This is a genomic window from Micromonospora sp. NPDC092111 (genome assembly GCF_044755745.1).
Lineage (GTDB): Bacteria > Actinomycetota > Actinomycetes > Mycobacteriales > Micromonosporaceae > Micromonospora.
Genome location: NZ_JBIVRQ010000006.1, coordinates 150070 through 171488, shown reverse-complemented (window position 1 = coordinate 171488; position 21419 = coordinate 150070). Strand labels below are relative to the sequence as shown.

At 70.5% G+C, this 21419-nt stretch carries 17 protein-coding genes and 1 pseudogene; 2 read left to right on the top strand and 16 right to left on the bottom strand.

The genetic code is table 11. The annotated features are described in order from the left end of the window. Positions 1–21: 21 nt before the first annotated feature. A complete protein-coding gene (locus tag ACIQG9_RS15050; protein WP_400402097.1) occupies positions 22–198 on the bottom strand; it encodes a hypothetical protein in 177 nt (58 codons plus the stop codon). Between the two features lie 49 nt (positions 199–247). Beyond that, positions 248–445 (bottom strand): annotated as a pseudogene (locus ACIQG9_RS15045) (hypothetical protein); the annotation flags it as partial. A 510-nt stretch (positions 446–955) separates the two neighbouring features. Between ACIQG9_RS15045 and ACIQG9_RS15040 the strand changes: the two are divergent. After that, positions 956–1954 (top strand): glycoside hydrolase family 11 protein, encoded by a 999-nt coding sequence (locus ACIQG9_RS15040; RefSeq protein ID WP_400402095.1) that lies wholly within the window; start codon positions 956–958, stop codon positions 1952–1954. A gap of 102 nt (positions 1955–2056) precedes the next feature. On the opposite strand, the gene ACIQG9_RS15035 is transcribed toward ACIQG9_RS15040, so the two are convergent. Beyond that, positions 2057–3163: a sensor histidine kinase gene (locus tag ACIQG9_RS15035; RefSeq protein WP_400402089.1), complete on the bottom strand. Its 1107-nt coding sequence runs from the start codon at positions 3161–3163 to the stop codon at positions 2057–2059. A gap of 49 nt (positions 3164–3212) precedes the next feature. Further along, the gene (locus tag ACIQG9_RS15030) at positions 3213–3893 is read right to left on the bottom strand and encodes a response regulator transcription factor (RefSeq protein WP_400402086.1); all 681 of its coding nucleotides are present in this window, start codon (positions 3891–3893) and stop codon (positions 3213–3215) included. A 182-nt stretch (positions 3894–4075) separates the two neighbouring features. On the opposite strand from ACIQG9_RS15030, the gene ACIQG9_RS15025 reads away from it, so the two are divergent. Further along, positions 4076–4663 (top strand): M15 family metallopeptidase, encoded by a 588-nt coding sequence (locus ACIQG9_RS15025; RefSeq protein ID WP_400402081.1) that lies wholly within the window; start codon positions 4076–4078, stop codon positions 4661–4663. 198 nt (positions 4664–4861) lie between these two features. Here ACIQG9_RS15025 and ACIQG9_RS15020 read toward each other — a convergent pair whose 3' ends face one another. The 12 genes from ACIQG9_RS15020 to ACIQG9_RS14965 form a co-directional block, all read right to left on the bottom strand. Beyond that, entirely contained in the window at positions 4862–8230 is a 3369-nt protein-coding gene (locus ACIQG9_RS15020) for a CARDB domain-containing protein (RefSeq protein ID WP_400402077.1), read from the bottom strand. A 437-nt stretch (positions 8231–8667) separates the two neighbouring features. After that, a complete protein-coding gene (locus ACIQG9_RS15015) occupies positions 8668–9852 on the bottom strand; it encodes an ice-binding family protein (protein ID WP_400402073.1) in 1185 nt (394 codons plus the stop codon). A 178-nt stretch (positions 9853–10030) separates the two neighbouring features. After that, positions 10031–10882, bottom strand: coding sequence for a pyridoxal kinase PdxY (gene pdxY / locus ACIQG9_RS15010; protein ID WP_400402070.1), 852 nt, complete (start codon positions 10880–10882; stop codon positions 10031–10033). A gap of 177 nt (positions 10883–11059) precedes the next feature. Further along, positions 11060–12445 carry a glycoside hydrolase family 43 protein gene (locus ACIQG9_RS15005; RefSeq protein ID WP_400402067.1) on the bottom strand — a complete coding sequence of 462 codons (1386 nt, stop codon included), beginning with the start codon at positions 12443–12445 and terminating at the stop codon, positions 11060–11062. Between the two features lie 58 nt (positions 12446–12503). Beyond that, on the bottom strand, positions 12504–13754 hold the full coding sequence (mmsB, locus tag ACIQG9_RS15000; protein WP_400402061.1) for a multiple monosaccharide ABC transporter permease: 1251 nt from the start codon (positions 13752–13754) through the stop codon (positions 12504–12506). Next, a complete protein-coding gene (gene mmsA / locus ACIQG9_RS14995) occupies positions 13751–15289 on the bottom strand; it encodes a multiple monosaccharide ABC transporter ATP-binding protein (protein ID WP_400402057.1) in 1539 nt (512 codons plus the stop codon). Before mmsA ends, mmsB begins: the two co-directional genes overlap by 4 nt. Before the next feature lie 83 nt (positions 15290–15372). Next, the gene (gene chvE / locus ACIQG9_RS14990; RefSeq protein WP_400402053.1) at positions 15373–16515 is read right to left on the bottom strand and encodes a multiple monosaccharide ABC transporter substrate-binding protein; all 1143 of its coding nucleotides are present in this window, start codon (positions 16513–16515) and stop codon (positions 15373–15375) included. Between the two features lie 407 nt (positions 16516–16922). Then, positions 16923–17525 carry a lactate utilization protein C gene (locus ACIQG9_RS14985; RefSeq protein ID WP_400402051.1) on the bottom strand — a complete coding sequence of 201 codons (603 nt, stop codon included), beginning with the start codon at positions 17523–17525 and terminating at the stop codon, positions 16923–16925. Then, positions 17522–18955: a lactate utilization protein B gene (locus ACIQG9_RS14980; protein WP_400402455.1), complete on the bottom strand. Its 1434-nt coding sequence runs from the start codon at positions 18953–18955 to the stop codon at positions 17522–17524. Before ACIQG9_RS14980 ends, ACIQG9_RS14985 begins: the two co-directional genes overlap by 4 nt. A gap of 17 nt (positions 18956–18972) precedes the next feature. Next, positions 18973–19755, bottom strand: coding sequence for a (Fe-S)-binding protein (locus ACIQG9_RS14975; protein ID WP_400402049.1), 783 nt, complete (start codon positions 19753–19755; stop codon positions 18973–18975). A gap of 2 nt (positions 19756–19757) precedes the next feature. Then, entirely contained in the window at positions 19758–21197 is a 1440-nt protein-coding gene (locus ACIQG9_RS14970) for a rhamnulokinase family protein (protein ID WP_400402047.1), read from the bottom strand. Continuing rightward, positions 21194–21400, bottom strand: a complete 207-nt coding sequence (locus tag ACIQG9_RS14965) for a helix-turn-helix domain-containing protein (protein ID WP_400402045.1) — start codon at positions 21398–21400, stop codon at positions 21194–21196. The genes ACIQG9_RS14970 and ACIQG9_RS14965 overlap by 4 nt, the downstream gene beginning before the upstream one ends. Positions 21401–21419: the final 19 nt, after the last annotated feature.

The window sequence follows — 21419 nt, the reverse complement described above, 5'->3', positions numbered from 1 at the left end:
CCCTTCGGCCAGGCGCAGTGGTCAGCGCTCGCGCGGCGTATGCGCGTCGAACAACGCCAGCTCCTGCGCGGTCGGTTCCTCGAAGCGGCCGACCCACTCCGCCAGCTCGGCCTCGCTGATCGGGAACGAACCCGAGTCGGGGACGCCGTTGCGCGCGGCCACCCGGCTGCGCAGCACCTCGTACGGCGGGTTCAGCACGTACAGCTCGATGCGCGCGCCGACGGCCCCGGGCCGCGGACCGGGACCGGTCGCGCTCGGACCGCAACCACTGCCCGAAGTCGAGCACGACGTTGCCACCGAGGCCGAGCACCCGTACGGCGACCGACAACAGCAGCGGCTCCAGGCGGAGGCGCAGCCGGTCGGCCAGGACCCGATCCGGTCCGCCGAGCAGCTCGATCAGCCACTCGTCGGAGCTGATCCGCACGGCGGCGTGCGCGGCGGCCAGCCGGTGCGACAGCGTCGTCCTGCCCGCCCCCGGCAGGCCACAGGTGAGAAAGAGCGCGCCCTATATGCAGTGGGTACTTCTATGTCTGCCGCCCGACGTGCCGACCCCGGAAAGTCTCCGAAACTTTCGGCATCTGCCGCCGACGCTCGGCCCAGGACCAATGCTCCGACAGGTTCACCCCCACCTTCGATCGATCACACATGACCCACGGCCAGGCAAGATGCCCTCCCTTCACGATCCGTCGACGGGATCGAGTTTCCAAAATGTTTCCGAAAGTCGTTGACAAGCCGACAAGTGGGGACCAATACTTTCGCCATCGACCTGCGTCGATCAGCGCCGATGTCACCGACCGCGACCCACCCCTCCGGTCGTCGTGCAGGACGACCGGCCCACCACCACCGCGTGGTACCGCACCGACGTCCGGCGGCCACCACCTGGCCACCACCACCCCCGCCGGGTCGTACCGCGCTGCTGGCCTCCCGCCAGCCGTCACGAGGAGGAAGGCAAGTCATGAACGACGCCCCCGTCCACTCGAGAAGCCGCACGCGCGGACGCCTCAGAATGCTCCTCAGCGCCGCCTGCGCCATCGCGCTGGTCACCGCCGGCACCACGGCGATCCTGTCCAGCCCCGCGCAGGCCCAGACCGTGACGTCGAATTCGACCGGAAGTCACAACGGCTACTTCTACTCCTTCTGGAAAGACAGCGGAAACGTCTCCATGACCATGGGTAACGGCGGCCAGTACAGCACCCAGTGGAGCAACGTCAACAACTTCGTCGCCGGTAAGGGCTGGAACCCCGGCGGACGTCGGACCGTGAGTTACTCGGGCACCTTCAACCCGTCCGGGAACTCGTACCTGACCCTCTACGGGTGGACGAGAAACCCGCTCATCGAGTACTACATCGTCGACAGCTGGGGCACCTACCGGCCCACGGGAACGTTCAAGGGCACGGTCACCAGCGACGGCGGCACGTACGACATCTACCAGACGCAGCGGGTGAACCAGCCCTCGATCGAAGGCATCAAGACCTTCTACCAGTACTGGAGCGTCCGGCAGTCGAAGAAGGTGGGCGGCACGATCAACGCGGGCACCCACTTCGACGCGTGGGCCCGCTACGGCATGAATCTCGGCAGTCACGACTACCAGATCCTGGCCACCGAGGGATACCAGAGCAGCGGAAGCTCCGACATCACGGTGGGCGACTCCGGCCCCAACCCCACCAACCCGACCACCCCGCCGCCCGGTGGCGGCTGCACGGTCAGTGTCAGCCGGGCCGACGAGTGGACCGACCGGTTCAACGTGAACTTCTCGGTCAGCGGCGCCAGCAACTGGGTCGTCACCATTCGCACGAATGGCGGCCAGAGCCTGCAGAACAGTTGGAACGCGTCGATCAGCGGCACCAGCGGCACCCTCACGGCCCGCCCGAACGGCAACGGCAACAACTTCGGCGTCACGCTCTACAAGAACGGCAACAACACCACACCCACCGCGAGCTGCGCGACCGGCTGACCTGACCCAGCGGGTGGGGGGTGCCGACAGTGGCCGCACCCCACCCGCTGGCGGGACCGGTGCGGGAGATCACGGATCACCTGGGGCTGGTGTCCGGCACCGTCACGGCGCACGGCGCCCATCGGCTCGACCAGGCCCCGGCTGACCGGCCGGCTGCGGCAGCGTGACGGTGATGTCGAGCCCACCGCCGGGCCGGGGCGCGATGGCGAGCGAGCCGCCGTGGACCTGCGTGATGCGAGCTACCAGGGCCAGGCCGAGCCCGTACCCCTTCTCCTGGCCGGGCCGGCTGACCCGCCCGGACCCGCGGAGGAACGGCTCGCTGAGCTGCGCGGCGACCGCAGCCGGGTAGACGGCGCCGGTGTTCTCGACCCGCAGGGTGGCCGTGGCCCGGTGCGGATCGAGATGGGTGGTGACCCGGGCGGTGCCGGGCGAGTGGTTGTGGCGGATGGCGTTCTGTACGAGGTTCGTGGCGAGCTGCGCGAGCAGTGCGCCGTCACCGACGGTCGGGGCTGCGGCCAGCCGGGCGTCGACGGTCACCCGGTGCCGGTCGGCCTCCGCGGCGTTCTCGGCGACGGCACCGCGGGCGACCGTGGCGAGGTCGACCGGTTCGGCGGTGGCGCCGATGCCGTTGGCGTCGGCGAGCCGGAGCAGTGCCTCGGTGATGCGGATCGCCCTGGCGTTGGTGATGCTCAGCCGGTTGACCAGGTTCGGATAGTCCTGCCCGTCGGGGTCGTCGCGGGCGACGTCGAGGAGGATCTGCGTGACGGCGAGGGGCGTGCGGAGTTCGTGGGAGGCGTTGGCGGCGAAGCGTTCCTGAACGGCGAACGCGTCGCGCAGCCGGTCGAGCATGTGGTCGAAGGTGTCGGAGACCTGCCGGAACTCGTCGTCGCGGCCGGTGAGACGGATCCGGTGGTCCAGCCGCCCGGTGGCGGCGATCCGGGCGGCCTCGGTGATCTGTTGCAGCGGACGCAGCACCCATCCCGCGAGGAACCAGCCGCCGGTGACACCGATCAACGCCAGCGCGGCGAGCAGGAGGCCGGACACCCGGACGACCTGGTGCAGGATCTCCCCGCGCGAGGCGACCGCGACGCCACCGGCGTCGGCGGGGTTGGCGGCGGTCAGCGGATAGTCCGGGACGTAGCGCAGGACGAGGTAGACCCCGAGCAGCGTGGCGAACCCGGCCGCGACGAGGAACGCCGCGTAACTCACGGTCAGCCGGAGGCGGGCGCTGACCCGTGGCCGGTAGGGGGATCGGGGTTCAGCCGGCACGGGACCGACCCGGATCGGTGAGGCGGTAACCGGCGCCCGGGACCGTGGTGATCAGGTCCGGCTCGCCGAGGGCCTTGCGCAGGGTCGACATCGTCACCCGGGGGGCGCTGGTGAACGGGTCGGCGTGCTCGTCCCAGGCCTTCTCCAGAAGCTGCTCGGCGCTGACCACGCCGCCGCCCGCCCGCATCAGGACTTCGAGCACGGCGAACTGCTTCCGGGTGAGCCGCAGGTAGCGGCCGGCGCGGTACGCCTCACGGCGGAACGGATCGAGGCGCAGGTCGGCGAACTCCAGCACCGGCGGAGCGGTGGCGGCGGGACGCCGCGCGAGCGCGCGCAGCCGGACGATGAGCTCCTCGAGCGCGAACGGCTTGGTCAGGTAGTCGTCGGCGCCGAGTTCGAAGCCGTTGACCTTGTCGGTCAACCTGCTCGCCGCGGTCAGCATCAGCACCCGCACCGCCGGGTGGTCCCGGGCCACGATCGCGCACACCTCGTCCCCGGAGGTGCCGGGAAGGTCGCGGTCGAGGACGACGACGTCGTAGTCGTTGACCGCGATCCGATCGAGCGCCTCGTCGCCGTCCAGCGCGACGTCGGCCGCGATGGCCTGGTGACGGAGCCCGGCCTGGAGCGCCTCGGCGAGGAACAGTTCGTCCTCGACGATCAACACGCGCATCCGCTGTCCTTCCGCTCCGACCCCGGCGGACCACCTCCGCGCCGGTCCGTGCAGACCAGTCTAGGTCGGGACCAGGTTGCAAGAATGTGTGGAAATCAACTCACGCCCCGGCAACGCGCGCCCTGCTGAAGTGCGTACCCGGACAGCCGGCGACCGCCCCGCTGTCCAGGAAGGGGTACCCCATGAAGCAGCAGCCGGAGCGACCACCACGTCCCCGGCGCCGGGCCACCGCGCTCGCCGTCGCCGCGACAGCCCTGCTCGCGACCACCGGGTGCGCCGGCGGGCTCCAGGTCGGGCCGGGCGGTGCCACCGCCGGCGGCACCGGAACCACCGCCGCGGACGGGCATATTGCGGACGGGCAGTCGATCTCCCCGTTCGACGCCGACCATCCCGCCATCGCCAATCTCGACGTCGCACTGCGGGTGGCGATCCAGCGTGCGGCCACCGACGCCCGTGCCGACGGGGTGACCATGGTGATCAACAGCGGCTGGCGGAGCCGGCGCTACCAGCAGGAGTTGCTGGACAGGGCGATCACGACGTACGGCAGCGAGGCGGAGGCCCGCAACTGGGTCAGCCCGCCCGACCGGTCGGCCCACGTGACCGGGAAGGCGATCGACGTGGGGCCCACGGACGCCGACAGTTGGCTGAGTCAGCACGGTGCCGACTACGGCCTCTGCCAGACCTACGCCAACGAGATGTGGCACTACCAGCTCTCGGTGCGGCCCGGGGGCACCTGCCCGCAGCAGATCAGCGACGCGTCGGCCGGCTGACGGCGGTACGCCAGGTTCGGCGCCCCAACAGCAAGGGCGATCTCCACCCGGCGGAGGGGCACTGCGTCGATCTCGGCTGGCCCCCGCGAGAGCAGCAGACATCCCCGTGGCGGCAGACATCCCCGTGGCGGCAGACCGCGACGCGAGATGTCGCCGGCCCGTGGATCGGCCCATCTCGCGTCGCGGTGCCGACCGGGGTCAGCCGCCGGTGATGGAGAACGTCGAGCCGGGCTCCTTCACGATGTTGCCCTTGGCCGAGTTGGTGATGGTCACGTTGGTCAACGTGGCGTTGCCGCGTGCGCCGCTCATGGCCAGGATGCCGGCGCCGTTGTTCGATTTGTCGATCTTCACGTTGGTGATGGCGACGTTCGGCATGTTGCCTCCGCCGTTCTTGAACTGGATGCCGTCGTACGTCGAGTCGTAGATGTCGGTGTCCCGGATGGTGACGCCGGTGATGTCCGTCGTCGACGGGAACAGGGTGATCGCCCCGAACTCCTGGTCCTCGTTCCAGAAGACGCCGCCGCACCGGTAGAGCGCGTTGTTGGCGATCAGCGTGGTGCCGGAGAAGGGCAGCGGACTGTGGTCGGTCGCCAGCATGATGCCGGGGTAGTTCATCGTGTCGTAGATCAGGTTGTTCTCGATCGTGTTGCCGTAGCCGCCGTAGATCGCGATGCCGTTCGCCCGCCAGGGAAGCTGGATGGTGTTGTTGACGAAGTGGTTGTCGTGGCCGACGTCCACCGAGCTGTCCTTGACCCGGGGGTTGGCCCAGACGGCCAGGGAGTCGTCGCCGGTGGTACGGAACGACGAGTTGAACACCCGCGAGTTACGGGTGCCGTTGGAGAAGTTGATCCCGTCGGCGTAGGTGTCGCGGATCCGCATGCCGGTGAACTCCAGGCCGTCGCCAGGATTCCAGTAGGCGGGGGTGTCGGAGTAGTCACGCCCGACCCAGGCACCCACGTTGACATGCTCGATCCACACGTTGCTGATCTTCGTGTTCTTGCCGAACCGCCCGTTCAGCGCGTGTCCCCGGTTGGCCCGGTTGGTCGTCATGCCGAAGATGGCGAGGTCGGAGATCTTCGTGTTGTCGTCGATGTCGAAGCCGACGTTGCCCTCGTGCGGGTGGTTGATGTTGCCCACCACGTTCTGCGGCTCGGTGGACGTGTAGAGCTGGGAGTGCCACATGCCCGCCCCACGGATCGTGACGTTCCGGATCCCCTGCTGGTTGTACTGCCCCCGGGTCGGGTCCGGGGAGAGGATCTTCTGCTCCTGCCGCCACTGGCCGGCCGGGATCCAGACACAGCCGATGACACCGTTCTGGTCGTCCGTCACGGCCCGCTGAATGGCGGCCGTGTCGTCGATCCCGTCGTTGGCGACCGCGCCGTAGGCCGTGATCGAGGTGCATTCGGCCGGCTTGGCGGCCGGGGGCGCCACCTGCTCCAGGTCGACGAAGTCGATGATGTAGAAGGACGCGGCGTCGGTCGCGTCCCGTTGCAGCTTGAACCTGGTGCCGGCCGGGTAGGACTGCGGCAGCAGGGCGTGCGACTCGTCGAACAGCCGCCGCGCGTCGGCCTGCGGGGTGTTCGACAGCGATTCGGTGTCGTCGGTGGTGCCGTACAGCCAACTGTTGCGCGACGACAGGGTCAGCTTCTGCACGAAGGTGTCGTTGACGTAGAGGCTGATGCTGGCGTTGGTGCCGCCGCCGTTGGGCGCGTCGGGGATGGAGTTGCGCACCACGATCGAGTTGGCCGGGTTGGTCGAGGTGAACTCGACGAACTGCCCGGTGCTGTTGAGCCGCACCGACTTGCGCCCGGAGGACTCGGTGGCGAAGTTGGTGTGCCCGAACGTGCGCAGGGGGTCGGCTTCGAGCAGGGTTCCCTGGTAGCGGGCGGCCTCGGCCTCGTACTCGACCCAGGGCACCGCCGCGCCTCGGCCGACCACGATCGCCTGGGAGAACGAGTTGTTGGACTCGTTGGTCTCGGCGACGACGTCGGTGGCGTCGGCGGTGGCGGTGATGGTGGCTCCGCCGGCGCTGGCGGTCCAACTGCCGCTCACCGCCACGTTGACCGTCGCGCCGGCGGCCACCGCCGGGGTGGTGGTGTTCAACGTGGTGCCGCCCACCGTCAGCCGGGTGACCGAGCCGGCCGGGGCACCGGTGGTCCCCCGGTTGCGGACCGCGACGGTGAACGTGACCGCCGTCCCGACGGCCGGGTTCGGCGGGTTGGAGGTGATGCCGACGACCTGGAGGTCGGGGCCGGGAGCCTGGGTGACGACCAACGGCGTGGACGCGGTGAAGGTGTTGTTGTCGTTGTTCTGCTCGGCGACGGTGTCGGCCGGGTCGACCACCGCGGAGACGCTGTAGCTGCCCATCGCCTGCGTGCCGACGTTCGCGGTGACGGTGGCCGAGGCGCCGACGGCGAGCGCGCCGACGGGGGCGCTGCCCACCACCGTGCCGCCGACCTTGAAGTCCACCTTGGTCGCGCCGGCGGCGGCGGTTCCGGTGTTCTTGACCGTGGCCGACAGGGTGATCGGGGTGACCTCGCTCGGCGCGGTGGGGGTCCAGCTCACCGTGGTCACGACCAGGTCCGGGTTGGGGGCCCAGCCGCCCAGCACCTGGAGGTCGGCGACCTGCCCGCCCGGAGCGCCGGTGTTGCCGAAGAACTTGAGCTGTACGTCGGCCGACCGGCCGGTGACCGGAATCGTCACCGAGTTCTGGTTGCTCGACGGGTTGAAGGCGTAGTTGGCCGGGGCCTTCAGTGAGGTGAAGCCGGTGGCCGTCTGGGCGCGGCCCAGCACCTCGATGTTCTGGGTGCGAGCGCCCCAGATCGGGTCCGGGTTGAGCTTGACCACGATCGCCGTGAGGTCGGCGTCGGCACCGAGCTTCACCGTCAGGGTCGACGGGAATCCGGCGGACTCCCAGTAGGAGGTGGGGCTGCTGTCGTTGGCGTTGGCCGCGACGAAGGTGAAGATCGACGAGGATGCCTCGATCGGCTTACCTCCGGCCAGGTTGGTGCCGGGCGGATCGCCGGGGTCGCCGCCGCCGGGGCCGGTCACGCCGTAGATCTCGAACTCGGCGAGCTGGGCGGCGGGCCAGCCGGTGTTGCCGGTGATGGTCAGCCGTACGTACCGGACGGTCGCCGCGACGAAGTCGATGGTCACGGTGTTGGCCGTGGCCGGGTCGAACACCCGTCCGGCCGACGCGGAGAGGGTGCCGAAGGTGCTCCCGTTGGTGCTGCCCTGCACGGTGAGGGTCTGCGTCCGGGTGGCCCACGCGGTCGACGGCGGCAGCTTCAGCTTCACCTGGTCGATGTTGACGCTGCTGCCGAGGTCGATCTGCACCCACTGGGGGAACGCGTTGGACGGGCTCTCCCAGTACGTCTGCTGGTTGCCGTCATTGACATTGGCCGCGACGTAACTGCCGTTGGCTCCGCTCGCCGAGACCGGCTTGCCAACCGCCAGGTTGGGGCCGCCGGCGGCGAGCGCGGGGGTGGGCGACATCGCCGCGACACCGATCAGACAGGCCGCGAGGAGGGCGCTGATCAGCCGTCGGCTGGGTTCTCTGCGTTTCATGGCGTCCTTGTTCTGTGAGAACGACAGGGGATCTTGCACCGGGCGCCGCGCCGGCCGGGAGACGGGGCGGTACGGCCGGGGTCGGTGGGAAGGCGCCGGGAGCAGCCAGGAAGATCATCTGTTACGATCTTTCAAACGCTCATAGGTAAATTGCAGCCCTCCCGTCGACTTCTTTCATGTGATGCCTGTCAATGTTTCAGATACGTCACCGGTCCGTCAACGGGTTCACCCGCGGGAGGCGCACCACAGCGCCTCTCGGCGGTGGCGCGAGTGCCGGCGCGCGAGGCAGCGGGCCTCGCCTCGCGGATCACGAGCGGCGCGCGGGACGGGACCGCAGTGGGCAGCGATCGCGTGCGCCGTCGTGGTGGATGGACGGCCGCGCCCGTCCGAGCGGGGGCGCGCTCCGACCATGACGGCCACCGGCCGCGGCAGGCTCCTCAGGCGACAGAGAACGTCACTGTTCCGGTGTAGTCACCGGCGACGGCTGTCACCGGGATATGGACCGAAATGATGGGGTCCCATGTCGCCGCGTTGTCGCCGGAGCCACCCGTGAGGGTGTATGCGGCACGCGCGACGTTGATGACCTCGGCGTCTGCCGCCGTGGGTTGGCCGGAGGTGAAGGTGCCGGTACCGGTGGTCGAGGTGGCCTCACCCGACCAGTAGAGGACGTTGCTACTGGCGACGGTGTGGGGCTGGCCTCCACCGGCGACGAAGTCCGTCGCGACGACCGTCGCGATCCAGGTCGCGTTCGACAGTCCGCGCTCATCTGTCACCGTTACCGACCCCAGATTCCCCGACGCGACCGCGCCCGGGTGGGCGCTGCCCAGGTCGGCCGTGGTCGGCGCGCTGATCGACAGCTCTCCTGGTTGCGCACTGCAGGTCGATGGGGTGATCGTGTCGGTGTCGAGAGTGACCGCGCCGTTGATCGCCAGCGTGCGGCCATCGACCTCCAGCCCCGCACCGACGGTGATCGAGGTGAGCGCGAGGAGGTCACCCCGAAGCGTGGAGTTGGCGCCCAGCGTCGCGGAACTCCCTACCTGCCAGAAGACGTTGCACGACTGCACGCCGTTGATCAGGTTCACCGTGCTTGCGGCCGCCGTGATGAGGGTGGAGGCGGCCTTGAAGATGAAGACGGCGTTCGGGTCACCCTGCCCGTCAAGGGTCAGCGTTCCGGTGATCCCGAACGTGCCCGAAGCGGAGTTGTACACGCCGGCGGTCAGGGTGGTACCACCGAGTTCCGTCCCGACGGCATCCGTGGCGGTGCGCCCTACGGCATCGTTGTACGCGACGACCAGGTCGCTCTGCGCCTGGACGGCAGCACTGTCGTTCGAGTGGATGACTCCGTTCATCTGACCGGGAGGAAATCCCGTCACGGCGGTGCCCGGGCTTACTCCGAGATCGCCGTTGATTGTGGTGAGTCCGGTGTTCGTGACGGTCGTGCCGGCCAGGACCGCGAAGTCGGCGGCCGTACCCAGCGGTACCGGCAGGGTGGCCGCGCTCGCTCTGGGTGGCCCGGCAACGCCAATCAGGACAGTCGTCGCGCAGATCAAGGTCAGGGCCGAGGCCGCCCGCCCTATCCGGGTGGTCTGGCGTGAAACGCCCGTGAGGCCAAAGGTCGCCATGACTTTCCTCGGGGAAACTCGACGCGGTGTGCCGGTCAACGACTAATAACTAAATATAGCTACACATATACGATCTATTCCCGGAAGACGGCGATCTGTGAAGCGCCGGGCCTCAGGGGCCGGGCGGAGGAGACGCCGGAGGATCGGGCGTGATGCTCACGCCACGGCGGGAGCCGCGTCAGCGCAGCCGACGGGCGGTGAACCTGGTCGGCGGCTCGGCGATCGCGTCCTGGGCCGCGATCAACTGGATCTCCCGGGTGCCCGCCGCGAGGGTCGCCTCCAGGACGGCGAAGACGGAGGCGACGGTGCGTTCCAGGGCCGTCGCGGGCGAGCCCGTCGTCCACAGGTGCGCGAGGTACAGCGCCGCGGTGACGTCGCCACCACCGTTCGGGCTGATCGGCAGCAGCGGTGTGGTCACCGCCCAGGCGCCCTCGTCCGAGACGGCCACCACCTCCAGCGACCCGACCGGCACGTCACCGTGCAGCACGCTGGTGACCAGGACCTGCCGCGGTCCCGTCTCGCGCACCACGTCGACCGCCGCCAGCACCTCCGTCAACGAGGTCGTCGTACGGCCGGCGAGGAAGTCCAGCTCGAAGTGATTCGGGGTGATGATGTCCGCGCGCGGGACGACGACGTCCCGCAGGTACTCCGGGATGCCGGGCCGGACGAACATCCCCCGGCCGGTGTCGCCCATCACCGGGTCGCAGCAGTACACCGCGTCCGGGTTGACCGCCTTGATCTTGTCCACCGCGTCGAGGATCACCGCGCCCATCGCCGGATCGCCCTGGTAACCCGACAGCACCGCGTCGGCGCCGCCGAGGACCCCCCGGTCCTCGATGCCCGCGATCACCTCGGCCACGTCGGCCGGCGCCAGCAGCGGCCCGCGCCACGCCCCGTACCCGGTGTGGTTGGAGAAGTGGACCGTGAGCACCGGCCAGACCTCGTGCCCGAGCCGCTGGAGGGGGAAGGCCGCCGCCGAGTTGCCCACGTGGCCGTAGGCGACCGAGGACTGGATGGACAGGATCTTCACCTGCTCATCATGGCGGCTCCGGCCGGCGCCACCCGTACTGACCGCCGGATCTGTCGGGTGACCCACCTCCGAGCCCCTCCGTCGCCGACCGGACCACGGGAGGTGGTAGGCCGCCCGCCGGGATGTGCGCGGAACGCGGCTGTTGTCGATAACACCGCTCGGCGACCCCGGTGCGACCTACGAGACGACCCGGAAGGTGGCGTCCTGCCGGTCCACCGCGCTGGAGCTGCCGCTGAGCGGGTCGATGCGCAGCAGGTAGTTGGCGTGCCGCAGGTGGTACGTCGGGAAGTTGTACGAGCGGAACGACGTCCAGGCGGCGTCGGCCAGCCCCGCGGTGCGGTAGAAGGTGGCGTCGGCCCGGAAGACGGCGGTGTTGTCGTTGGCGGCGAGCCGGACCTCGTAGTTGCTGTGCCGCAGGTAGGAGCCGGGCACGTTGACCGACTGGAACGACACCCCGGCGGCGTCGGCGAGGCCGGGCACCATCCGCCACATCTGGTCCTGGTACGGGTCGAACGGGTACGCGTCCAGCCGGGCCACCCCGCTCGCGTGCCGGACGTACCGGTCGGGGAAGTTCGAGGACTTCAGCCGGACCCAGTTCGGCACCCCCCACCGGGCGGTCAGAGCGTTGTACTCGGCGTCGGTGATGCCGGCCATCGAGCCGTGCTTCGAGTTCAGCGGCGGGGTGTAGTCGCGCTGGTTCATCGGGGTCCACGAGTTGCCCCCGATGGTGGTGGTGGACCAGGCGTAGAAGTCGTTGTTGACGGGGCTGAACGAGTCACCCCACAGCCGCCAGCCACTGCCGTCGATCGCCTTGACCAGCAGCGGGGCCTCGATGGCGTTGCCCTGCCTGAGCCCGCTGGTGTAGGTGGTGAAGCTGTTCGGGGCGCCGGTGCTGGACCTGGCCCCGTAGAGGTTCCCGTCGGCCAGGTGCTTGTAGTACAGGTAGGTGGTGCCGCCGTCGACGACGACGTCCCCGTCGAGGACGCCGAAGCCCGGGCTGAAGAACACCTGCGGCGAGCTGACCGTACGGAAGTCGCCGGTGTAGTTGACCAGGAACACGTCCTGGCCGTTGTTCGCCGAGTAGACGATGGCGTACTGACCACGGGCGGCGTCCCAGAAGACCGTCGGCGCCCAGGTGTGGGTGGTCAGGGTGTGCATCCGGATCCGACGGTAACCGGTGAAGGTGGTCAGGTCCGTCGAGTCCCACACGTGCAGGTACTGGTTGTTCTGGCCGAAGTCGGTGCCCTTGAGGTCGGTGGCGATCACCACGAACGTGCCGTCCTGCTTGCGGAAGACGAAGGGATCCCGCAGTCCCAGCGTGCCGGCCGTCGGGGTGACCACCGGGTTGTTCTGGTTCAGCGGCGTCCAGTTGAGGCCGTCCCGGCTGACGGCGAGGTGCAGGCCGTAGTCCGCGCCCTGGAACTGGGGTGTCTCGGTGAAGTAGGCCATCACGTACGCGGTGTTCGGCGCCGCCAGCGCGGCGCCCGGAAGACTCAGCGCGCCGGTCGCGGCGGCAGCGGTGGACAGTGCGCCCAGGGTGAACGCGCGTCGGGTCAGCGGCACTGGTCGACGACCTTTCTGGTGGTGGGACGGGGCGGGGCGGGCGGTGGCGGCGCACACCTCAGCGGGCTGCGCCGGCGCGGCGCTTGTTGTAGACGTCGAAGGCCACCGCGACCAGCAGCACCAGACCCTTCACCACCGACTGGACGGACTGGTCGACGCCCATGAGCTGCATGCCGTTGCTCATCACCGCCATGATCAGACCGCCGACCATGGCACCCACCACCGTGCCGACCCCACCCGTGACCGCCGCGCCGCCGATGAACGCCGCGGCGATCGCGTCGAGTTCGAACATGTTGCCCGCGCCGGGCTGGGCACCGTTGGACCGTGAGGAGTAGATGACGCCGGCCACCGCCGCCAGGAAGCCCATGTTGACGAACATCCAGAAGTTGACCGTACGCACCTTGACCCCGGACAGCGTCGCCGCCGAGAGGTTGCCGCCGATCGCGTAGACCTGGCGGCCGAACACGGTACGCCGGGTGAGGAGCCCGTAGCACAGGACGAGCACCGCGAGGACGATCAGCACGATCGGCAGTCCCCGGGCGTGGGCCAACTGCCAGGCGAAGTACATGATGACCGCCCCCACCAGGAGCACCCGGGTGACGAACAGCGGGAACGACTCGACGGGCTGCTGGTACCGGACGCGGCCGACCCGGGTGCGGAACCCGCTCACCGCGTACCCCGCCACCGCGACGGCGCCGATGAGCAGGGTGAAGGCGTCGAAGCCCTGTCCGCCCAGCAGCCCGTTGAGGAAGCCGGCCGCGACCTGCTGGTACTCGGCCGGGAACGGCGAGAGCGAGATGTTGTCGAGCACCCGCAGGGTCAGGCCACGGAACAGCAGCATGCCGGCCAGCGTCACGATGAAGGCCGGAATCCCGGCGTACGCCACCCAGAAGCCGTGCCAGGCGCCGACCGCGAGGCCCACCGCCAACGCGGCCAGGACGCCGATCCACCACGGGTGTCCCTCCCGGATGACCAGCACGGCGGACACCGCGCCGGTGAGCGCGACCACCGATCCCACCGACAGGTCGATGTGACCTCCGATGATCACGATGACCATGCCGATCGCGAGCACCAGGATGTAGGAGTACTGCAGCACGATGTTCGTGATGTTGCCGGGGCTCAGCGACACGCCGTCGGTCAGGACGGCGAACAGCGCCACGATGACGACCAGCGCGACGTAGATCCCGCTCTGCCGCAGGTTGCTCATGACCAGCGCGCGCAGGTCGTTCGTCCCGGCGTGCAGGGCGACGCCCGGGGTGTTCCCGGCGGCCTTCCCCGTCGGCGTCGAGGAGCTCTTGACGCTGGTCATCCGGCCTGCTCCTTGTCCTTCGTCATCAGATCCATGAGGTTCTCCTGGGTCGCCTCGGCCACCGGCACCTCGCCGGTGATCCGTCCGGCGCAGAGGGTGTAGATGCGGTCACACATGCCGAGCAGTTCCGGCAGCTCGGAGGAGATCAGGAGCACCGCCTTCCCGTCGGCGACGAGTCGGTTGACGATCGTGTAGATCTCGAACTTCGCCCCGACGTCGATCCCCCGGGTCGGCTCGTCCAGGATCAGCACGTCCGGGTCGGTGAAGAGCCACTTCGACAGCACGACCTTCTGCTGGTTGCCGCCGGAGAGCTTGCCGACCACGGCCATGACGCTGGGCGACCTGATGTTCAGGTGGCGTCGGCTCTGCTCGGCGACCCTGATCTCCTCGTGGCCGTTGACCCAGCCGAGGCGGGCCAGTTTGCCCAGCGCGGCGGCGGAGACGTTGCGACGGACGTCGTCGATGAGGTTGAGGCCGAAGCGCTTGCGGTCCTCGGTGACGTACGCGATGCCGTTGTCGATCGCCTCCGCGACGGTACGGGCCCTGACCTCCCGGCCGTGCACGAACAGCCGGCCGGTGACGTCCCGACCGTACGACCGGCCGAAGACGCTCATGGCGAGTTCGGTCCGACCGGCGCCCATCAGTCCGGCGATGCCGACGACCTCACCGGCACGCACGTCCAGACTGACGTCCGCGACGACCCGGCGGTCCTGGGTGGGGTGCCGCACGCTCCAGTTCTCGATCCGCAGCACCTGCTCCCCCGGCGACGACACCCGGTCGGGGTAGAAGCTGTCCAGGTCCCGGCCGACCATCCCCCGGATGATCCGTTCCTGGGTGCCGGCCCCGGATCCCATGCGGAGCGTCTCCACCGTGCGCCCGTCCCGGATGACGGTGGTCGAGTCGGCGATCGCGGTGACCTCGTTGAGCTTGTGCGAGATCAGGATGCAGGTGAGGCCCTGCTCCCGCAGCCGCCGCAACAGGTCGAGCAGGTGCGCCGAGTCGACGTCGTTGAGGGCGGCGGTCGGCTCGTCCAGGATGAGCAGGCGGACCCGCTTGGACAGCGCCTTGGCGATCTCGACGAGCTGTTGCTTGCCGACGCCGAGCTGGCTGACCGGGGTGACGGGATTCTCGCGCAGCCCCACCGACGCCAGCAGTTCCGCGGCGTCGGCGTTGGTCCGGTTCCAGTCGATGAGGCCGCTGCGGCCACGTCGCTCGTTGCCGAGGAAGATGTTCTCGGCGATCGACAGGTACGGCACCAGGGCGAGTTCCTGGTGGATGATGACGATGCCGTGCGACTCGCTGTCGCGGATGCCCCGGAAGTGCACCGGCTCGCCGTCGAAGACGATCTCGCCGTCGTAGGAGCCGGTCGGGTGGACGCCGGAGAGCACCTTCATCAGGGTGGACTTGCCGGCGCCGTTCTCGCCGCAGATGGCGTGGATCTCCCCCGGCCGCACCGCGAGGGAGACGTCCCGCAGTGCGGTGACCCCGGGGAAGGTCTTCGTGATGCGTCGCATCTCGAGGATGGTGTCGTCCATGGTCGTCGTCCTGATCGTCGAGTCCGGGCGGGCGCCGGGTGGACCGGGCGCGGCGACGTTGCCCGCCGCGCCCGGCGGACGGCTCAGTTCTTGGCCTGGCCGGCGGCGACCTCCTCGGCCGTCCAGTAACCGGAGTCGACCAGCGCCGCCTTGATGTTCTCCTTGTAGACGGTCTGGATCGGCAGCAGGTACGCCGGGACGACCTTGACCCCGTTGTCGTAGGTCGTGGTGTCGTTGGCCGGTGGCTGCGTGTCCCGCAGGTATGCCTCGGCCGCGGTGGCCGCCTGCTCGGCGAGCAGCCGGGTGTCCTTGAAGACGGTGGAGCCCTGCACGCCGTCGTTGATCAGCTTGACCGAGGCGATCTCCGCGTCCTGGCCGGTCACCACGGGCATCTTCTTCGTGCCCGTACCGCCGTAGCCGGCGTTCTGCAACGCGGTGATGATGCCCCGGGACAGCCCGTCGTACGGCGACAGGACCCCGTCGACCCGAGCGCCGTCGTGGTAGCTGGAGGTGAGCAGGTCCTCCATCCGCTTCTGTGCGGTCTCCTGCTGCCACCGCAGGGTCGCCGCCTGCTCGATCCGGGTCTGGCCGGACTTCACCCGCAGGGAGCCGTTGTCGATGAACGGCTTCAGCGTGTCCATCGCCCCGCCGAAGAAGTACTGGGTGTTGTTGTCGTCGAGTGAGCCGGCGAACAGCTCGACGTTGAACGGACCGGTGGCGGTGCCCTTCGCGCCGTCCCTGTCCTGCAGGCCGAGGCCGGCCAGCAGCGCGGTGGCCTGGGCGACTCCCACCTTGTAGTTGTCGAAGCTGACGTAGAAGTCGACGTTCTTGCTGCCCCGGATCAGCCGGTCGTACGCGATGACCGGGATCTTGGCGTCGGCGGCGGCCTGCAGTTGGCCGCTGAGCGCCGTGCCGTCGATCGCCGCGATGATCAGCACGTCCGCGCCCTGCGTGATCATCTGGTCGACCTGCTGCGACTGGGTGGGGATGTCGTCGCCCGCGTACTGCAGGTCGACCTGGTAGCCCTTCGCCGTCAGCTTCTCCTTGACCGCCCTGCCGTCGGCGATCCACCGTTCCGAGGTCTGGGTCGGCATCGAGACGCCGATGGTCAGGTTGGCGGGCTTCTCGTCGCTGGTGTCGCCACCGCCGGCGCCCTCACCACTACAGGCCGCGAGGCTGAGTGCCAGCACCGTACCGCCGAGGGCGACCAGGAATTTCCTGCCCACAGGTTTCTCCTCTCCGGGACTCCCGCCGACTGCCGGGACCACCTGTCACCTTTCGGGTAGTGTTAGCGCTCACATCGGCGTTCGTCAACACCCGCCCGGAAATCCGGGCGTCACGGTCTCGTAACGGACGCCACCGCCCGTGGGTCCACCACCGCGCTCCGCGCCAGGTCCACCACCGGCGGTCAGGCCCGCCACGCCGGCATCACGTCGAACGGGCTGGCGACCTTGCCGGGATCGCGCTCGACAAGATCGCCGTACGACTCGTCGAGGAACGCCGCGTCGATGCGGGCCATGACGTCCGGGTCGAACCAGCTCCGGGACGAGGTCGCCGCCGCCCGGCACCTGGCCCCGCTGATCGCCCAGGTCTGCGCCCAGTCGTGAGCGGTCCGCGTCGCCGCGCGGTGCCGTCACCGCGGGACGATCACCACGTGCAGGTGCCGGGGACCGTGGACGCCCTCCACCCGGTCGAGTTCGATGTCGCTGGTGGCGGAGGGTCCGCTGATCCAGGTCAGCGGGCGACGCGGGTCGAGCCGGGCGACGGCGTCCGGCACCCCCGCGACGACCTGGTCGGTCCGGAGCACGCAGACGTGCACGTCGGGCAGCAGCGTGACCAGCCGTCGGCCCTGGTCCGCGCCCGCGTCGAGGACGACGGTGCCGGTGTCGGCGACGGCCACCGCCGCCGCGGTGACCACCCCGTCGACGGCGGCGACCTGCGCCGTGGTGAGGCCGTCGTCGGTCACCGCGTCGACCGTGCCGGGCAGCCAGTGCCGGGGCAGCCCGGCCGGGACCACGACCCGCCGGCCGCCCAGGACCGCGTCCACGACCTGCGCCACCTCACCGTCGGCGCACCGGTGCACGGTGGCCCGGTAGTCGGTGAGCCGGCGCACCAACAGGTCGAGCTGCACGGCGGCGCCGGCCGGCCGGTAGTGGCGTGGCACCTCGGCAGGGGTGTCCGGGGCGGGACCGCCGGCGGCGCGGAGGCGGCGGAGGATCAGTTCGCGGGAGTTCACCGTTTCGCCCACCATTCGCGGAAGGTCTGCGGGGCCGGCTGCGGGAGATCACGGCCGATGGTCCAGCCGGACAGCGGCGGGGGAAGGCCGCGACCCCGACGGCCGGCGAGGCGGGCCAGCCGCGCGGCGCGCTGCGCGGCCGCGTACCAGCGCGGTCGGTCCATGGTGTACGCCGCGGCGGCCATCGTGACCGCCTCGGCCGTCGGCAGGTGATGCTCGGCGCGGTACGCCTCGACGTGCCGCGCCCGCAGGTGCACCAGGATCGACGGGATGTCGATCATCACCGGGCAGGCGTCGAAGCACGCGCCGCAGAGCGTGGAGGCGTACGGCAGGGACGCGTTGTCCTCGACGCCGGTGAGCTGCGGAGACAGCACCGCCCCGATGGGGCCCGGATAGACCGACCCGTAGGCGTGCCCGCCGACCCGCTCGTAGACGGGACAGACGTTGAGGCAGGCGGAGCAGCGGATGCAGTGCAACGCCTCCCGGCCCACCTCGTCGGCGAGCACCGCGCTACGGCCGTTGTCCAGCAGCACCAGGTGGAACGCCTGCGGGCCGTCGCCGGGGGTGACGCCGGTCCACATCGAGGTGTACGGATTCATCCGCTCCCCGGTCGACGCCCGGGGCAGCAGTTGCAGGAAGACCTCCAGGTCCCGCCAGGTGGGCACCACCTTCTCGACGCCCATGACCGTGATCAGCGTCTCCGGGAGGGTGAGGCACATCCGCCCGTTGCCCTCGGACTCCACCACCGCCAGGGCGCCGGTCTCGGCGACGGCGAAGTTCGCGCCGGACACCGCCACCCGGGTGCTGAGGAACGTGCGCCGCAGGTGGCGGCGGGCCGCCGCCGCCAGGACCGCCGGCTCGTCGGTCAGCGCCGGGTCGACGCCGGGCATCTCCCGCAGGAAGATCTCCCGGATCTCCGCACGGTTGCGGTGGATCGCGGGTACCAGGAGGTGACTCGGCCGGTCCCGGCCGAGCTGGACGATCAACTCGGCGAGGTCGGTCTCCACCGGCTCGATGCCGGCGGCCGCCAGCGCCTCGTTGAGCCCGATCTCCTGGGTCGCCATCGACTTGACCTTCATGACCCGGTCGCTGCCGGTGGCCCGGACCAGCTCGGTGACGATCCGGTTGGCCTCGACGGCGTCGGCGGCCCAGTGCACGGTGCCACCGGCGGCGGTGACCGCCGCCTCCAGCCGTTCGAGCAGCTCGGGCAGCCGGGCCATGGCGTCCTTCTTGATCGCCCGCCCGGCCTCGCGCAGCTCCTGCCAGTCGGGGACCTCGTCGATGACGGCGGCCGACTTGGCCCGGATCGTGGTGGTGGCGTGGCCGAGGTTGCGGCGCAGTTGGGCGTCGGCGAGGCCGCGCCGGGCCGCGGTGGGAAAGGGCTCCTCGCCGCGCAGGTGCCCGACGCCGCGCGGTGCGGTGGCCGGCATGCCGAGGAAGACCTGACTCACCCGGTCACCCCGCCGGTGCGCAGCGGCGACCGGTCCGCCGGGTTGCCGGCGGCCTCGGTGCTCGCCAGGATCTCCGCCAGGTGCACGGTCCGGACGCCCGCTCGGAGCCGGGACAGCCCACCGCCGATGTGCATCAGGCAGGAGGCGTCCCCGGCGGTGCAGACGTCGGCCCGGGTGGCCAGCACGTGGCGCATCTTGTCGGCCAGCATCGCCGTCGAGGTGTCCGCGTTCTTCACCGCGAAGGTGCCGCCGAAGCCGCAGCACTGCTCGGCCTGCGGCAGCTCCACCAGGTCCAGGCCACGGACCTCGCGCAGCAACCGCAGCGGCCGGTCCCCCACCCGGAGCATCCGCAGCGAGTGGCAGGTCGGATGGTAGGTGACCCGGTGCGGGTAGTACGCCCCCACGTCGGTCACCCCGAGCACGTCGACGAGCAGCTCCGACAGCTCGTACGTGCGTCGGGCGACCCCCTCGGCCTGGCTCGCCAGCCGCTCGTCGCCGGCCCGGCGGGCGACGGTGGCGTGCTGGTGACGGACCGACCCGACGCAGGAGCCGGAGGGCGCGACCACCACGTCGTACGGGGCGAAGGCGCGCACGTGCCGGCGGACCAGCGGCACCGCCTCCGCCCGGTAGCCGGTGTTCAGGTGCATCTGCCCGCAACAGGTCTGGTCCTGCGGGAAGACGACCTCGTGACCGAGGCGCTCCAGCAGCCGTACCGTCGCCTTGGCCGCCTCGGGGAACAAAGTGTCGGCCAGACACGTGACGAACAGAGCCACCCGCACGCTCAGTCCTCCCCGCCGAGACGCCGGGCAGCCGCCCGCCACGCCGTGCCGTCACCGCGTGGCTCGTACCGCGCGATGTGTCGAGTCTCGCGCAACACGGCCCGCAGCGCCGCCAGGTCGCCGCCGAGGGCACCGATGGCGCGGGCCTGCACCAGGACGTTGCCCAGCGCGGTGGCCTCGACCGGCCCGGCGAGCACGGGCAGTCCGCAGGCGTCGGCGGTGAGCTGGCACAGCAGCTCGTTGCGCGCGCCGCCACCGACGACGTGCACGGCGTCGACGTGCCGGCCCGACAACTGCTGCACCTGACGCACGGCGCGGCGGTGGGCCAGGGCGAGGCTGTCCAGGACGCACCGGACGGTGGCGGCCGGGCTGGCCGGCACCGGCTCGCCGGCGCGGCGGCAGGCCGCGGCGATGCGCGCCGGCAGGTCCCCGGGGGGCAGGAAAGCCGGGTCGTCCGGGTCCACGACGGATCGGAAGGCCGGTTCCCGGGCCGCCTGCCGGAGCAGCGCGGGCAGGTCGGTGGTGCCCCAGGTGCGCAGGGATTCCTGGAGCAGCCACAGGCCCATCACGTTGCGCAGGTAGCGGATCGTGCCGTCGACGCCGGCCTCGTTGGTGAAGTTGGCCCGCCGGCTCGGCTCGGTGAGCACCGGGGCGTCGAGCTCGACCCCGACCAGCGACCAGGTGCCGCAGGAGATGTAGGCGAAGTGCTCGTCCGTCGCCGGCACGCCGACCACGGCGGACGCGGTGTCGTGCGAGCCGACCGTCACCACGTCGGGTTCGCCGGGCAGGCCCAGCGCGGCCCGGACCGGGCCGATCCGGGTGCCCGGCTCACGCAGTGGCGGGAACAGCGCGCCGCGGATCCCCGCGTCGGCCATCAGGTCGACGGCCCAGGCCCGGCGGCGCAGGTCGTAGAGCTGGGTGGTGGAGGCGTTGGTGACCTCGGCGCCGATCTCGCCGGTGAGCCAGTACGCGATGAGGTCCGGGATCAGCAGCAGCCGGTGCGCGAGGTCGAGCTGCGGCGTACCGGCGGCGGCGGCGAGCTGGTAGAGGGTGTTGAACGGCAGGTGTTGCAGCCCGGTGGTGGCGTAGAGCCGTTCCGCGCCCAACTGCGTCGCCACCCGGTCGCCGACACCGTCGGTGCGCCCGTCGCGGTAGTGCACCGGGTTGCCGAGCAACGCGCCCGTGGCGTCGAGCAGCCCGTAGTCCACCGCCCAGGTGTCGATGCCGATGCTGGCGACCGGGCCGGCGGCGCGCAGGCCGTCGAGGACGCCACGGTACAGCGCCAGGATGTCCCAGTGCAGGGTGCCGGCCACCCGCACCGGCTCGTTGCGGAACCGGTGCGCCTCGGCCAGGTCCAGCCGCCCGGGTCCGGCGCGGGCGACCATGACCCGACCGGTGGACCCGCCCAGGTCCACCGCGGCGAGGTGGACGACCCCGGTCACAGCATTCCCCGCCGGGCCGCCCAGACCACGGCCTGGATCGGCGCGGTCACGCCGAGCCGGTCGCAGATGGCCCGGACCCGCCGCCGGACGGTCCGCTCGGACAGGCCCGACCGGCGCGCCACCGTCTCCAGCGGCAGACCCGCGGCCAGCAACCGCAGCAACCGCAGGTCCGCCTCGCCGAGCACCGGATCGTCCACGAGCATCGTCGTCCTCATCTCGCAG